The organism is Citrobacter sp. wls708, assembly GCF_005281255.1.
Classification (GTDB): Bacteria; Pseudomonadota; Gammaproteobacteria; order Enterobacterales; family Enterobacteriaceae; genus Citrobacter; species Citrobacter werkmanii.
In genome coordinates, this window is record NZ_SZXE01000018.1 from 273,257 (window position 1) to 287,786 (window position 14,530).

The 14,530-nt window shown below is 53.6% G+C and carries 15 protein-coding genes; 9 read left to right on the plus strand and 6 right to left on the minus strand.

The window, feature by feature from the left end; all coding sequences use genetic code 11:
* Nucleotides 1–376 precede the first annotated feature (376 nt).
* The 3 genes from mtlA (at nt 377) to mtlR (ending at nt 4,259) form a co-directional block, all read left to right on the plus strand.
* Nucleotides 377–2,293 carry a PTS mannitol transporter subunit IICBA gene (mtlA, locus tag FDW97_RS14555; RefSeq protein WP_038635284.1) on the plus strand — a complete coding sequence of 639 codons (1,917 nt, stop codon included), beginning with the start codon at nt 377–379 and terminating at the stop codon, nt 2,291–2,293.
* A 230-nt stretch (nt 2,294–2,523) separates the two neighbouring features.
* A complete protein-coding gene (gene mtlD, locus FDW97_RS14560) occupies nt 2,524–3,672 on the plus strand; it encodes a mannitol-1-phosphate 5-dehydrogenase (RefSeq protein ID WP_137351230.1) in 1,149 nt (382 codons plus the stop codon).
* Entirely contained in the window at nt 3,669–4,259 is a 591-nt protein-coding gene (gene mtlR / locus FDW97_RS14565) for a mannitol operon repressor MtlR (RefSeq protein WP_005120486.1), read from the plus strand. Before mtlD ends, mtlR begins: the two co-directional genes overlap by 4 nt.
* A gap of 12 nt (nt 4,260–4,271) precedes the next feature.
* Here the strand turns inward: mtlR and FDW97_RS14570 are convergent, their stop codons facing one another.
* Nucleotides 4,272–4,478, minus strand: a complete 207-nt coding sequence (locus FDW97_RS14570) for a hypothetical protein (RefSeq protein WP_003827334.1) — start codon at nt 4,476–4,478, stop codon at nt 4,272–4,274.
* A 293-nt stretch (nt 4,479–4,771) separates the two neighbouring features.
* Between FDW97_RS14570 and FDW97_RS14575 the strand changes: the two genes are divergently transcribed.
* From FDW97_RS14575 to trmL, 6 genes are all read left to right on the plus strand, one after another.
* A complete protein-coding gene (locus FDW97_RS14575; protein ID WP_038635293.1) occupies nt 4,772–5,134 on the plus strand; it encodes a YibL family ribosome-associated protein in 363 nt (120 codons plus the stop codon).
* A gap of 260 nt (nt 5,135–5,394) precedes the next feature.
* Nucleotides 5,395–7,050, plus strand: coding sequence for an L-lactate permease (gene lldP / locus FDW97_RS14580; RefSeq protein ID WP_038635296.1), 1,656 nt, complete (start codon nt 5,395–5,397; stop codon nt 7,048–7,050).
* The gene (gene lldR, locus FDW97_RS14585; protein ID WP_137351231.1) at nt 7,047–7,823 is read left to right on the plus strand and encodes a transcriptional regulator LldR; all 777 of its coding nucleotides are present in this window, start codon (nt 7,047–7,049) and stop codon (nt 7,821–7,823) included. The genes lldP and lldR overlap by 4 nt, the downstream gene beginning before the upstream one ends.
* Nucleotides 7,820–9,010, plus strand: coding sequence for an FMN-dependent L-lactate dehydrogenase LldD (gene lldD / locus FDW97_RS14590; protein WP_038635300.1), 1,191 nt, complete (start codon nt 7,820–7,822; stop codon nt 9,008–9,010). Before lldR ends, lldD begins: the two co-directional genes overlap by 4 nt.
* A gap of 320 nt (nt 9,011–9,330) precedes the next feature.
* Nucleotides 9,331–10,671 (plus strand): aromatic acid/H+ symport family MFS transporter, encoded by a 1,341-nt coding sequence (locus FDW97_RS14600; protein WP_137351232.1) that lies wholly within the window; start codon nt 9,331–9,333, stop codon nt 10,669–10,671.
* Between the two features lie 45 nt (nt 10,672–10,716).
* Nucleotides 10,717–11,190: a tRNA (uridine(34)/cytosine(34)/5-carboxymethylaminomethyluridine(34)-2'-O)-methyltransferase TrmL gene (gene trmL, locus FDW97_RS14605; protein ID WP_085049096.1), complete on the plus strand. Its 474-nt coding sequence runs from the start codon at nt 10,717–10,719 to the stop codon at nt 11,188–11,190.
* 94 nt (nt 11,191–11,284) lie between these two features.
* Here trmL and cysE read toward each other — a convergent pair whose 3' ends face one another.
* The 5 genes from cysE to FDW97_RS14630 all read right to left on the minus strand — a co-directional run bounded on the left by cysE (nt 11,285) and on the right by FDW97_RS14630 (nt 14,453).
* Complete coding sequence (gene cysE / locus FDW97_RS14610; protein ID WP_016154965.1) at nt 11,285–12,106, minus strand: serine O-acetyltransferase; 822 nt, start codon at nt 12,104–12,106, stop codon at nt 11,285–11,287.
* Between the two features lie 78 nt (nt 12,107–12,184).
* The gene (gene gpsA / locus FDW97_RS14615; RefSeq protein ID WP_008786462.1) at nt 12,185–13,204 is read right to left on the minus strand and encodes an NAD(P)H-dependent glycerol-3-phosphate dehydrogenase; all 1,020 of its coding nucleotides are present in this window, start codon (nt 13,202–13,204) and stop codon (nt 12,185–12,187) included.
* The gene (gene secB, locus FDW97_RS14620) at nt 13,204–13,671 is read right to left on the minus strand and encodes a protein-export chaperone SecB (RefSeq protein WP_038635313.1); all 468 of its coding nucleotides are present in this window, start codon (nt 13,669–13,671) and stop codon (nt 13,204–13,206) included. The genes gpsA and secB overlap by 1 nt, the downstream gene beginning before the upstream one ends.
* Nucleotides 13,672–13,717: 46 nt before the next feature.
* On the minus strand, nt 13,718–13,969 hold the full coding sequence (gene grxC, locus FDW97_RS14625; RefSeq protein ID WP_003024152.1) for a glutaredoxin 3: 252 nt from the start codon (nt 13,967–13,969) through the stop codon (nt 13,718–13,720).
* A gap of 52 nt (nt 13,970–14,021) precedes the next feature.
* Entirely contained in the window at nt 14,022–14,453 is a 432-nt protein-coding gene (locus FDW97_RS14630; RefSeq protein WP_137351233.1) for a rhodanese-like domain-containing protein, read from the minus strand.
* Nucleotides 14,454–14,530 lie beyond the last annotated feature (77 nt).

Consider the following 14,530-nt stretch of genomic DNA (forward strand, 5'->3'; position numbering starts at 1 on the left):
ATATGAGCTCCAGAACCCGTAGCAGATCACATTTGGTTAAACCGAGACAAAAATACTTTGTGAATCACATCACAAAAATTCAACAAACAGCAAATACAAAAACGTGAATAAGATCACATTTAACCGCCATTTTTAGCGATTACTTGCACTGTGATGTTTTTTTGTACCGTTATTTTGTGATGAAAATCACATTGACTGACACCACACACCCTATATTTACGTGACAAACATCACATTAAAGGCCGTCGACTGGACAGTTGAACGATTCAGTGCCAGATTTCGCAGTATCTACAGGGTCCGGCTACCTCCTGCCGCTACATTAACAAACCTCGGGCTTTCAGCCTGCGCGATAGCAAACATAAGAAGGGGTGTTTTTATGTCATCCGATATTAAGATCAAGGTGCAAAGCTTTGGTCGATTCCTCAGCAATATGGTGATGCCAAATATCGGCGCGTTTATCGCGTGGGGTATTATCACCGCATTATTCATTCCGACAGGGTGGTTGCCGAACGAAACGCTGGCGAAGCTGGTCGGTCCGATGATCACCTATCTGCTGCCGCTGCTGATCGGTTATACCGGTGGTAAGCTGGTGGGCGGCGAGCGTGGCGGCGTGGTTGGTGCTATCACCACCATGGGCGTTATCGTCGGCGCGGATATGCCGATGTTCCTTGGCTCCATGATCGCAGGCCCGCTGGGCGGCTACTGCATCAAAAAATTCGATAACTGGGTAGACGGTAAGATCAAATCCGGTTTTGAGATGCTGGTGAATAACTTCTCCGCAGGCATCATCGGTATGATCCTCGCCATCCTGGCTTTCCTCGGCATTGGTCCATTGGTTGAAGGTCTGTCCAAAATTCTGGCGGCAGGCGTTAACTTCATGGTTGTCCATGACATGCTGCCGCTGGCGTCTATCTTCGTTGAACCGGCAAAAATCCTGTTCCTCAACAACGCCATCAACCACGGTATTTTCTCACCGCTGGGTATTCAGCAGTCCCATGAGATGGGCAAATCCATCTTCTTCCTGATTGAAGCTAACCCAGGTCCGGGTATGGGCGTCCTGCTGGCGTACATGTTCTTTGGTCGCGGCAGCGCTAAGCAGTCTGCGGGCGGCGCGGCTATCATCCACTTTCTGGGCGGTATCCACGAAATTTACTTCCCGTACGTGCTGATGAACCCACGTCTGATTCTGGCCGTTATCCTTGGCGGTATGACTGGCGTATTCACCCTGACCATCCTGAATGGCGGTCTGGTTTCTCCGGCTTCTCCTGGCTCGATTCTGGCCGTGCTGGCGATGACGCCAAAAGGCGCTTACTTCGCAAACATCGCTGCTATCTGTGCCGCCATGGCGGTCTCCTTTGTGGTCTCAGCTATCCTGCTGAAAACCAGCAAAGTGAAAGAAGAAGACGATATTGATGCGGCGACCCGTCGTATGCAGGACATGAAAGCGGAATCTAAAGGCGCATCTCCGCTGGCGGCTGGCGACGTGACCAACGACCTGAGCCATGTACGTAAAATCATCGTGGCTTGCGATGCCGGTATGGGTTCCAGCGCCATGGGCGCAGGCGTACTGCGTAAGAAAGTGCAGGATGCCGGTCTGTCTCAGATTTCCGTCACCAACAGCGCGATTAACAATCTGCCGCCGGATGTGGATCTGGTCATTACCCACCGCGACCTGACTGAACGTGCGATGCGTCAGGTGCCTCAGGCACAGCACATCTCGCTGACTAACTTCCTCGACAGCGGTCTGTATACCAGCCTGACCGAACGTCTGGTCGCTGCACAGCGCCACAACGTGAACGAAGAGAAAGTCCGCGATCACCTGAAAGACAGCTTTGATGAGGGTGATACCCATCTGTTCAAACTGGGTGCGGAAAATATCTTCCTTGGCCGGAAAGCCTCTAACAAAGAAGAAGCGATTCGCTTTGCCGGTGAACAACTGGTGAAAGGCGGCTATGTTGAGCCGGAATACGTCGATGCCATGCTGGACCGCGAAAAGCTGACGCCGACTTACCTCGGTGAATCCATCGCAGTACCGCACGGTACGGTAGAAGCCAAAGACCGCGTGCTGAAAACCGGCGTGGTGTTCTGCCAGTACCCGGAAGGCGTACGCTTTGGTGAAGAAGAAGACGATATTGCCCGTCTGGTCATTGGTATCGCCGCACGTAACAATGAGCACATCCAGGTCATCACCAGCCTGACCAACGCGCTGGATGATGAATCCGTGATCGAACGTCTGGCCCATACCACCAGCGTGGATGAAGTTCTGGAACTGCTGGCAGGTAAAAAAGCTTAACAGTTAAGTATCTCCAAAATAGTTCGAGCTGCAGGAAGGCGGCAACGCAGTGAATCCCCAGTCACGTACATAAGTACGTGACTGGGGTGAGCGAGGAGAGCCAACGCATCTGCAGTTCGAAATATGAAGGCGATATCCTCTCCCTTGTGGAGAGGGTTAGGTTGAGGGGAAAGCTATGCGGTCCCTCACCCCAGCCCTCTTGGGTAAAAACATTAATGAAGGTTAATACTATGAAAGCATTACATTTTGGCGCAGGTAATATCGGTCGTGGCTTTATCGGCAAACTGCTGGCGGACGCGGGGATACAGCTGACGTTTGCAGATGTAAACCAGGTCGTGCTCGATGCCCTGAATGCCCGTCATAGCTATCAGGTTCATGTTGTGGGTGAAAACGAGCAGGTTGATACCGTTTCCGGCGTCAACGCCGTCAGCAGCATCGGCGATGATGTCGTCGATCTGATTGCCCACGTTGATTTAATCACTACTGCCGTAGGTCCGGTTGTGCTTGAGCGTATCGCTCCGGCCATCGCTAAAGGGCTGGTAAAACGCAAAGCGCAGGGCATCTCTACCCCGCTGAATATCATCGCCTGTGAAAACATGGTGCGCGGAACCACGCAGCTGAAAGGCCACGTCATGAACGCGCTGGCAGATGAAGACAAAGCCTGGGTTGAAGAACATGTTGGCTTTGTCGATTCCGCCGTGGATCGCATCGTGCCACCATCTGCTTCTGCGACCAACGATCCGCTGGAAGTTACCGTCGAAACATTCAGCGAGTGGATTGTCGACCAAACGCAGTTCAAAGGCGAGCTGCCAAACATCCCGGGAATGGAATTAACTGATAACCTGATGGCATTTGTCGAACGTAAACTCTTCACGCTGAACACCGGGCATGCTATAACCGCGTACCTCGGCAAATTGACCGGTCATCAGACCATCCGTGACGCGATTCTCGACGAGAAAATCCGCGCAGTGGTAAAAGGTGCAATGGAAGAGAGCGGCGCGGTACTGATCAAACGCTACGGTTTTGATGCCGATAAACACGCGGCTTATATCCAGAAGATCCTCGGTCGTTTTGAAAACCCGTATCTGAAAGATGATGTTGAGCGCGTTGGACGTCAGCCGCTGCGTAAACTGAGTGCAGGCGACCGTCTGATTAAACCGCTGCTGGGCACGCTGGAGTATGGTCTACCGCACGTTAATCTGGTTACCGGTATTGCTGCTGCAATGCATTACCGCAGTGAAGAAGATCCGCAGGCACAGGAACTGGCCGCGCTGATTGACGAAAAAGGTCCACAGGCCGCGCTGGCGCAGGTATCCGGTCTGGATGCCAACAGTGATGTGGTGGTGGAGGCGGTTAACGCATATAACGCGACCAAATGATAGAGAATGTGGCGCAGGTCAGCCTGCGCCCGAATGACAGATTGTCAGATATGCAGGCAATAATGGAACAAACGCAGGCCTTTGAAAATCGTGTGCTTGAGCGTCTGAATGCTGGCAAAACCGTACGCAGCTTCCTCATCACCGCCGTAGAACTGCTCACCGAGGCGGTGAATATCCTTGTGCTTCAGGTATTTCGCAAAGATGACTATGCGGTGAAATATGCCGTAGAACCGTTGCTCGACGGCGACGGTCCATTAGGCGATCTTTCGGTTCGTTTGAAGCTAATCTACGGTCTGGGCGTACTCAGCCGCCCGGAGTATGAAGATGCGGAGCTTCTGATGGCGCTGCGGGAAGAGCTGAATCACGACGGCAATGAGTATGCGTTTACCGACGACGAGATTCTTGGGCCGTTTGGCGAGCTTCACTGCGTGACGGCACTCCCGCCGCCGCCACAGTTTGATACCTCAGACTCAGGTTTGCACGCCATGCAAATCCAGCGCTACCAGCAAATGGTACGCTCCACGATGGTACTTTCCCTGACCGAGCTGATTTCTAAAATCAGCTTAAAAAAAGCCTTTCAAAAATAAGGCCATGCAGGCTTATTTCTCTTCCTGCTGCGGTCGATAAAGCTGTCGATAGTACGCCAGACGTTGCAGATACAGCTGCGCATTCTCCTGCGGTATTTCAGAAGGGACAACGTTGCGCGGCGGTGTTTTATTCAGATACTCGCGAAAAGCCTGGCTTGAGGCCATGAAATCAACAGTCTTATCAATAAGGACCGAAACATTCTCACCTATTTTCGCCATAATCTTCCCTCCTCCATGTATTAACCACGCTTAGCCTGCGCGGTTGATCATTTAAGTTTAGGATCGGTTGGGCGATTATATTGAGGAAAACGTGCTTCGCTATCAACCCGCCAACAGAAAGCGCCATCGCCGATCTTATTGCTTAAAATTCCTTATCAATCAAAAACGTAATATTATCATTAGCTGATTAATACTTGCGGCATTTGATTATTTATCTTCGATTTGTTGTGAAGAATCCCGCTCTGCGCGCATACTATAGGATATACATTCTATTTTTTATCAGAAGCTATCCTATGAAAGAAGTCGAAAAAAACGAAATTAAACGCCTGAGCGATCGCCTGGACGCTATCCGCCACCAGCAGGCTGACCTGTCGCTGGTTGAAGCCGCAGACAAATATGCCGAGCTGGAAAAAGAGAAAGAAACCCTGGAAGCCGAGATCGCGCGCCTGCGTGAAGTACACGGCCAGAAGCTGAGCAAAGAAGCGCACAAGCTAACGAAACTTCCCTTTCGCCGCGCCATTACCAAAAAAGAACAGGCCGACATGGGCAAGCTGAAGAAAAGCGTGCGTGGTCTGATTGTCGTCCACCCGATGACCGAACTTGGCCGTGAAATGGGCCTGAAAGAGATGACAGGCTTCGCAAAAACCGAGTTCTGATCTCTTGCCGGGCAACATCCGTTTGCCCGGTCTTTCCCGCACCACCAATTGGCCCTACCAATTATAACCAGATCCTACCATCACCTCACATTTCATTAAAATTCGCGTACAATGCCGTTGCCAATAAATAACATCTGATTAACCATTCATTGTCATTACCCCTACACAACAATATTGGCAGGGCCACTTTTACACATAATGTGACGAAGAGATGAGCAAAGACTCATTTCATTATGTCTGAGGCCCCCAGGAGACCTGCAATGAATCTCTGGCAACAGAACTACGATCCAGCCGGTAACATCTGGCTTTCCAGTCTGATCGCATCGCTCCCAATCCTGTTCTTTTTCTTCGCCCTGATTAAGCTTAAGCTGAAAGGCTATGTTGCGGCGTCATGGACGGTGGTGATTGCTCTGGCTGTCGCCCTACTGTTCTACAAAATGCCGGTCGATCACGCTCTGGCCTCGGTGGTGTACGGCTTCTTTTATGGTCTGTGGCCGATTGCCTGGATAATCATCGCAGCGGTATTCGTCTATAAAATCTCGGTAAAAACCGGGCAGTTCGACATCATCCGTTCATCAATACTCTCCATTACCCCAGACCAGCGTCTGCAAATGCTGATCGTTGGTTTCTCCTTTGGGGCATTCCTTGAAGGTGCAGCTGGCTTTGGCGCGCCGGTCGCCATTACCGCCGCGCTGCTGGTGGGGCTTGGCTTTAACCCGCTGTATGCGGCGGGGTTGTGCCTGATCGTGAATACCGCGCCGGTCGCCTTTGGCGCAATGGGCATTCCGATTCTGGTTGCCGGCCAGGTTACCGGACTGGACAGCTTTGAGATTGGCCAGATGGTCGGTCGTCAGTTGCCGTTCCTGACGATTATCGTGCTGTTCTGGATTATGGCGATTATGGATGGCTGGCGCGGCGTGAAAGAAACCTGGCCTGCGGTAATGGTCGCTGGCGGCTCGTTTGCTATCGCCCAATACCTCAGCTCGAACTTTATTGGGCCGGAACTGCCGGACATTATCTCTTCGCTGGTCTCACTGGTATGTCTGACGCTGTTCCTGAAACGCTGGCAGCCGGTACGTATCTTCCGCTTCGGCGACATGGGCGCTTCGCAGGTCGATATGGACCTGTCGCGCACCCGCTACACTGCGGGGCAAATCATCCGCGCCTGGTCCCCATTCCTGTTCCTGACAGCCACCGTCACGCTGTGGAGCATACCACCGTTTAAAGCGCTGTTTGCGCCGGGTGGCGCAATGTACCACTGGGTAGTGAATGTTCCGGTTCCGTTCCTCGACAAGCTGGTAGCCCGCATGCCGCCAGTCGTACACGAAGCCACAGCCTACGCGGCAGTGTACAAATTTGACTGGTTCTCCGCGACCGGTACCGCGATTCTGTTTGCCGCCCTGCTGTCTATCGTCTGGCTGAAGATGAAGCCGTCCGCTGCGCTGCAGACCTTTGGCAACACGCTGAAAGATCTGGCGCTACCGATCTATTCCATCGGGATGGTGCTGGCATTCGCATTTATCTCTAACTACTCGGGGCTTTCATCAACCCTGGCGTTGGCCCTGGCGCACACCGGCAGCGCGTTTACTTTCTTCTCGCCGTTCCTCGGCTGGCTGGGGGTATTCCTGACCGGGTCCGATACCTCATCTAACGCCCTGTTTGCCGCCCTGCAGGCCACCGCGGCTCAGCAAATCGGCGTTTCGGATGTGCTGATGGTGGCGGCAAATACCACCGGCGGCGTGACCGGCAAGATGATCTCTCCACAGTCTATCGCTATCGCCTGTGCGGCAGTGGGATTAGTGGGGAAAGAGTCTGATCTGTTCCGCTTTACCGTGAAACATAGCCTGATTTTCACCTGCATGGTGGGAGTGATTACCACCCTGCAGGCCTATGTCTTAACCTGGATGATTCCATGATTGTGATGCCCAGACGCCTGTCCGACGAAGTCGCTTCTCGTGTGCGGGCGCTGATTGAAGAACAACAACTGGAGGCGGGCATGAAATTGCCCGCTGAGCGCCAGTTGGCCGTACAGCTCGGCGTATCGCGCAACTCGCTGCGCGAGGCGTTAGCAAAGCTGGTGAGTGAAGGCGTGTTAATCAGCCGTCGCGGCGGCGGGACGTTTGTTCGCTGGCAGCATGAAGCCTGGTCTGAACAAAACATCGTTCAGCCGCTGAAATCCTTGATGGCGGACGATCCTGATTACAGCTTCGATATTCTGGAAGCCCGCCACGCCATTGAAGCCAGTACCGCCTGGCACGCAGCCATGCGGGCCACCAGCGCCGACAAAGAGAAGATCAGACTCTGTTTCGAGGCCACGCAGAGCGAAGATCCGGATCTCGCTTCGCAAGCGGACGTGCGCTTTCATCTCGCCATTGCGGAAGCCTCGCATAACGTGGTGCTGTTACAGACCATGCGCGGTTTCTTCGACGTATTGCAGTCTTCGGTTAAACAGAGCCGCCAACGTATGTACCTTGTGCCGCCCGTATTTTCACAGCTTACAGAACAACATCAGGCCGTGCTGGACACCATTGTCGCCGGTGATGCCGATGGCGCACGTAAGGCCATGATGGCGCACCTCAGCTTTGTCCACACCACGATTAAACAATTTGATGAAGATCAGGCCCGCCAGGCGCGTATCACCCGCCTGCCCGGTGACCCTGGTGAGAATAGCAGAGAGAACAACACATGATTATTTCAGCCGCCAGCGACTATCGTGCCGCCGCCCAACGTATTTTGCCCCCGTTCTTGTTCCACTACATTGACGGCGGCGCATATGCCGAGCGCACTCTGCGCCGTAACGTCGAAGACCTGTCGGAAGTGGCGCTGCGCCAGCGTGTGCTGAAGAATATGTCCGATCTGAGCCTCGAGACAAAGCTGTTCAACGAAACGCTCTCCATGCCCGTGGCCCTCGCGCCTGTCGGCCTGTGCGGAATGTATGCGCGTCGGGGAGAAGTGCAGGCCGCCGCTGCCGCTGACGCCAAAGGCATTCCGTTTACGCTTTCCACGGTTTCCGTATGTCCAATTGAAGAAGTCGCTCCGACCATCAAGCGTCCGATGTGGTTCCAGTTATATGTTCTGCGCGATCGTGGTTTTATGCGCAACGCGCTGGAACGCGCCAAAGCGGCGGGCTGCTCCACGTTGGTCTTTACCGTCGATATGCCTACGCCGGGCGCACGCTACCGTGACGCCCATTCCGGTATGAGCGGTCCCAATGCCGCGCTGCGTCGTTACTGGCAAGCGGTTACCCATCCGCAGTGGGCATGGGACGTGGGCCTGAATGGTCGCCCACATGACTTAGGCAATATCTCAACCTATCTTGGCAAACCTACCGGCCTTGAGGATTACATTGGCTGGCTGGCGAATAACTTCGATCCGTCAATTTCGTGGAAAGACCTTGAGTGGATCCGCGAATTCTGGGATGGCCCGATGGTGATCAAAGGGATCCTCGATCCGGAAGATGCCCGCGATGCCGTCCGTTTTGGCGCGGATGGCATTGTTGTTTCTAACCATGGTGGCCGCCAGTTAGATGGTGTGCTGTCTTCTGCTCGCGCGCTGCCCGCCATTGCCGATGCGGTGAAAGGCGATATCACTATTCTGGCAGACAGCGGGATCCGTAACGGTCTGGACGTTGTGCGCATGATTGCGCTGGGCGCGGATAGCGTGCTGCTGGGGCGTGCTTATCTGTACGCACTCGCAACCCACGGCCAGGCCGGTGTGGCAAACCTGTTGAACCTGATCGAGAAAGAGATGAAGGTGGCGATGACCTTAACTGGTGCGAAATCAATTAGCGAAATCAGCCGCGATTCACTGGTACAGGAGCTGGGTAAGAACCTGCCTGCTGCATTAGCACCTCTGGCTCAGGGTAGCGCTGCGTAACACTATCTCCCGTAAAATCGCGTTTTCTGCATGGTCGGCCTGTTCTCAGCCCGACCATTTTTTATGCAAAAATAACGACCAGTTAACATTTACAACCAATATATTTGACAACTTTTTATCCACCTGCCAAATGTATATACAAGCTAATACAAGGGCATTTTATACAGATACCCAAATAATTCGAGCTGCAGGAAGGCGGCAACGCAGCGAATCTCAGGAGCGTACATAAGTACGTGACTGGGGTGAGCGAGGAAAGCCAACGCACATGCAGCTTGAAGTATGACGGGTAGATAACAACCATCATAACGGGCGAGGGTGACATGGCTTATTCCGGTAAAGTGAATATCCAGCAGGCGATAGACGACAGTCCTTTTTCACGCTTTCATTGGGTGATTATTGTCCTGGGCTTTCTGGTGTTAGCCATTGACGGCTTCGATACGGCGGCGATGGGTTATATTGCGCCCACGCTCTCTGCTGACTGGGGCATCCAGAAGCAGGATCTCGGGCCTGTTTTAAGCGCCGCATTATTGGGTCTCTCATTTGGCGCATTATTGGCCGGACCGATTTCCGATCGGATGGGCCGTAAGCGCGTACTGGTCTTTTCCTGCCTGTTCTTTGGCCTCGCCAGTCTCGGCACCGCCTATGCACAGACGCTGAATATGTTAACGTTCTGGCGCTTCCTCACCGGGCTTGGACTCGGCGCAGCAATGCCCAATGCCATTACCCTGGTGTCAGAATTTGCGCCCAAACGCTGCCGTTCGATGGCAATAAACACCATGTATTGCGGCTTTCCATTAGGGGCTGCGGGCGGTGGCGTCATCTCGTCCTGGCTGATCCCCAACTACGGCTGGCACAGCGTGCTGCTCGCTGGCGCAATCGCCCCACTGACTCTCACCGTGCTGTTGGTGCTGTTCCTGCCGGAGTCGGTTAAGTATTTGGTGCACCGTGGCAAAAGCGTTGCGCAGGTGAAACGTATTGCCCAACGATTTATGTCAGGCAGTCTGGAAAAGGTCACCCAGTTTTATCTGGATGAAGACAAGGTTACGGTCAAAAAAGGCAGCGTAGCGCAGTTGTTCAGTATGCCCTGGCTGCCTGGCACGCTGATGCTGTGGCTGACCTATTTTATGGGACTGGTTATCTATTACGTACTGCTGAGCTGGATGCCCACTCTGATGTTGGGCATGGGCTATCCACTGGCGGAATCGGCCTGGTTAACTTCGCTGTTTACCTTCGGCGGTACGGCCGGGATCCTGCTGGCCGGTTGGTTAATGGATCGCTGGGAAGCACATAAAGTGGTATCACTCGGCTTTATTCTGACGATGCTGTTTGCCCTCGCCCTCGGGTTTGAGCATAACCATATCATCCTGTTCGGCGCACTGATTTTCCTGATGGGGATTACCATGAACGGTGCGCAGTCCGGGCTGCAGACGCTGGCCGCAACGTTCTATCCTACCCACTGCCGCGCGACGGGTATTGCGTGGATGCAGGGCGTGGGTCGATTCGGCGGCGTGGCCGGAACGATGATGAGCGCCCAGTTGCTTTCCCTGCAATGGCAGGCTGATAGTATCTTAATGTTCCTTAGCCTTCCCGCGCTGCTGGCTGCTGCGGCCACGATTTACAAGCTGCAACGCTATAAACCGCGCGCGCTGACCGTCGCATAGTACCCGCTGTTTCTGCTATTCTGCCCCCGTTATTAAGGGGGCAGTATGCTTAACATCGTTTTATTCGAACCAGAAATCCCGCCAAATACCGGCAATATTATCCGTCTTTGCGCCAATACTGGCTTTCGTCTGCATATTATTGAGCCAATGGGCTTTACCTGGGACGACAAGCGCCTGCGTCGTGCAGGCCTGGATTACCATGAATTTACCGCCGTGCTGCGCCACCCTGATTACGCCGCCTTCGTCGCCGCAGAAAACCCGCAGCGTCTGTTTGCCCTGACCACCAAAGGTACGCCAGCGCACAGCGCAGTAAGTTATCAGGATGGGGATTATCTTATGTTTGGCCCGGAAACACGCGGTCTGCCAGCCAGTATCCTCGACGCTCTGCCGGCCGAACAAAAAATTCGTATTCCGATGATGCCGGACAGTCGTAGCATGAACCTGTCAAATGCGGTGTCAGTGGTGGTGTATGAAGCCTGGCGCCAACTGGGATATTCTGGCGCGGTATTACGGTCGTAAAAAAATTCAATGCCGGATGGCGGCTGACGCCTTATCCGGCCTACAAATACCACGTATGCCCGGTAAACGCAGCGCCACCGGGCATGGCTCGAAATCAGATGCCATCGCCGTATTCGAACGTATGATGTATCCCGTTGAAATGCTGATCCATATCCATGGACGGCTTATCGCTGTCAGGCTTGCCAACGATGCGTGCCGGGACGCCTGCGGCGGTAGTATGTGGCGGTACGGGTTGTAAAACGACGGAACCCGCGCCAATCTTCGCGCCGCGCCCGACTTCAATGTTGCCGAGAATTTTCGCGCCCGCGCCAATCATCACCCCTTCACGAATTTTTGGATGACGATCGCCGCCCGCTTTACCGGTCCCGCCAAGCGTAACGGATTGCAAAATAGAGACGTCATTTTCAATCACGGCGGTTTCACCCACCACAATACCGGTGGCGTGATCGAGCATAATCCCACGGCCAATTTTTGCCGCCGGATGAATATCAACCTGGAAAGAAACAGATACCTGATTTTGCAGGAAGATTGCCAGCGCCTGACGCCCCTGATGCCATAGCCAGTGGCCGATGCGGTAGGCCTGAAGCGCATGAAAGCCCTTCAGATACAGAAGTGGGGTGGAATATTTGTCGACGGCCGGGTCGCGCGTGCGTACCGCCTGGATATCACAAGCCGCCGAAGCAATCATTTCGGGATCGGCCGCGTAGGCCTCTTCCACAACTTCGCGAATCGCAATGGCAGGCATGATTGGAGACGCGAGCTTATTCGCCAGCATATAGCTCAGCGCGCTACCGAGGTTTTCATGCTTGAGCAGCGTTGCGTGGTAAAAACTGGCCAGCATAGGCTCACATTCCGCCAGTGCCCGGGCTTCCGCTTTAATGTTTTTCCAGACGATATCCAGTTCTTCACACGGCATTGCGTACTCCAGAAGGTAGCAAAACGACCGACCCGTTCTTCGCGGGTCGGGTCGTTATTATTCAACAGTTCCTTACAGCTAGTGGCGGCTCAGCTCGTCCTTGCGTGCACGGCCTAATAACGTTAATGCTGCCTCGCGCGCGTTTTTTCCGCAATACAATACTTGATAAATTTCCTCGGTTATTGGCATCTCAACACCAAAACGGTGCGCCAATTCACGAACTTCTTTCGTATTGCGGTAGCCTTCCACCACCTGACCAATCTTGTCCTGCGCACCCTGCACGTCCATCCCCTGGCCGAGCATCATGCCAAATCGACGGTTGCGCGACTGGTTGTCGGTACAGGTCAGCACCAGATCGCCTAAACCCGCCATCCCCATAAAGGTGGCAGGATCGGCACCCAGCGCCGCGCCAAGACGCGACATTTCGGTCAGACCACGGGTGATCAATGCGGTTCGCGCATTGGCGCCAAAACCGATGCCGTCGGACATTCCCGCGCCAATCGCAATGACGTTTTTCACCGCGCCGCCAAGCTGCACGCCAATGAAATCCGGGTTGCTGTAAACGCGAAAGCTTTTGCCGCAGTGCAGCAACTGCTGGAGATCGTCAGCAAAAGTATCATCCGTCGAGGCCAGAGAAATCGCCGTCGGCATACCCGCCGCCAGCTCTTTGGCGAACGTCGGGCCGGAGATGACCGCCAGCGGAATAGAATCCCCCAGCGCTTCACGGGCCACATCCTGCAGCAGGCGTCCCGTTTCCGCTTCCAGACCTTTTGTCGCCCAGACCAGACGCGCATCAGGACGCATCAGCGGTTTGATGTTACGCAGCACTTCGCCAAAGACGTGGCTCGGCACCACCACCAGAATATTACGGCTGGCGGCCAGCGCAGTGGCTAAGTCACTTTCCAGGCGCAGCGTGTCGGGAAAAGGCACATCAGGGAGGAACGCGACGTTGCAGCGATCGTGCTCAAGGGTCGCGATATGTTTTGGATCATGGCCCCACAGGACAACCTGATGGCCATTTCTTGCCAGGGTAATGGCAAGAGCGGTGCCGTACGAGCCGGCACCAATCACAGTCATTGAAGCATTACTTTGGTTCATCAGGCATCCTGATGTTCTTCAGTACCTTCGCCAGCCTGCTGCTGTAAATAGTTCATGAACAGCGCATCAAAGTTGACCGGCGCAAGGTTCAGTTGCGGGAACGTACCGCGTGAAACCAGGCTAGTGATGCATTCGCGGGCATACGGGAACAGAATGTTCGGGCAGTATGCGCCGAGGCAATGCGCCATCTGAGTCCCTTCGATACCGCTGATGGAGAAAATACCGCCCTGCTGAACTTCACACAGGAACGCCGTTTCTTCGCCAAGAGCAGCCGTTACGGTGACACGCAGCACGACTTCATACACGTCATCTGCCAGTTGGGTAGATGCGGTATCAAGATCAAGTTTAACCTCTGGCTGCCAATCTTTCTGGAAAACATGCGGTGCATTTGGCGCTTCGAAAGATACATCCTTGGTATAGATACGTTGGATCTGGAAAGCCATTTCAGTGTTATTTTGTTCTGACATGTTTAGAAAACCCTTAGTGTTGTCCTTTAAATACTTTCAGTACGCCTTATCGCAGCAGGGGATCCAGTCCACCACGCGCATCCAACGCATACAAGTCGTCACAACCGCCAATGTGCTGTGCATCAATAAAAATCTGCGGAACCGTCGTACGGCCACTGCGTTTGATCATCTCTTCACGCTTTACGGCATCGCCGTCAATCGGAAGTTCCTGGAAACTCACACCCTTGCTGTTCAACAGCGCTTTTGCGCGATGGCAAAACGGGCAGGTTGCTTTGGTGTAGATCTCAATATTGGCCATGACTTATCTCCAGTGTTCTTTTTACCCTGCGGCATGAAAGAAGACGGGTAAATTACTTGCCGCGAACCAGTGGCAGATTCTCACCACTCCAGCCCGCTACGCCGTCTTTCAGTACGGATACCTGCTCAAAACCGGCTTTAATCAGCGCAGTTGCTGAATCCTGGCACTGCATGCCTGAACCATCAACCACAATCACAGGTTTGTTTTTGTGTTTTTCAAGCTCGCCAAAATTGTTGGCTTTGATTTCGCTCGGCAGCAGGTTAGTGGAGCCTGCGATATGGCCTTTGCGGAAGTCGTCGCGCTGGCGTAAATCCACAACAACGGCGTCTTCTTTATTGATGAGACGTGTAGCTTCGCCGCGAGTAATCACCTTCACTTTTGAGGTCAGGCTCTTAAACGTGGTAAATAATACAGCCGCCAGTAACGCAACCCAGGCGATACTCAAGACAGGGTGGCGACTAACAAATTGCATAATTTCTTGCATGGGGGGTAACAACTCCCGACTAGTGATTAAAAAAACCAGGAAAGGAGTATACCTGCGCGTTGGCGCAAATACAGCCA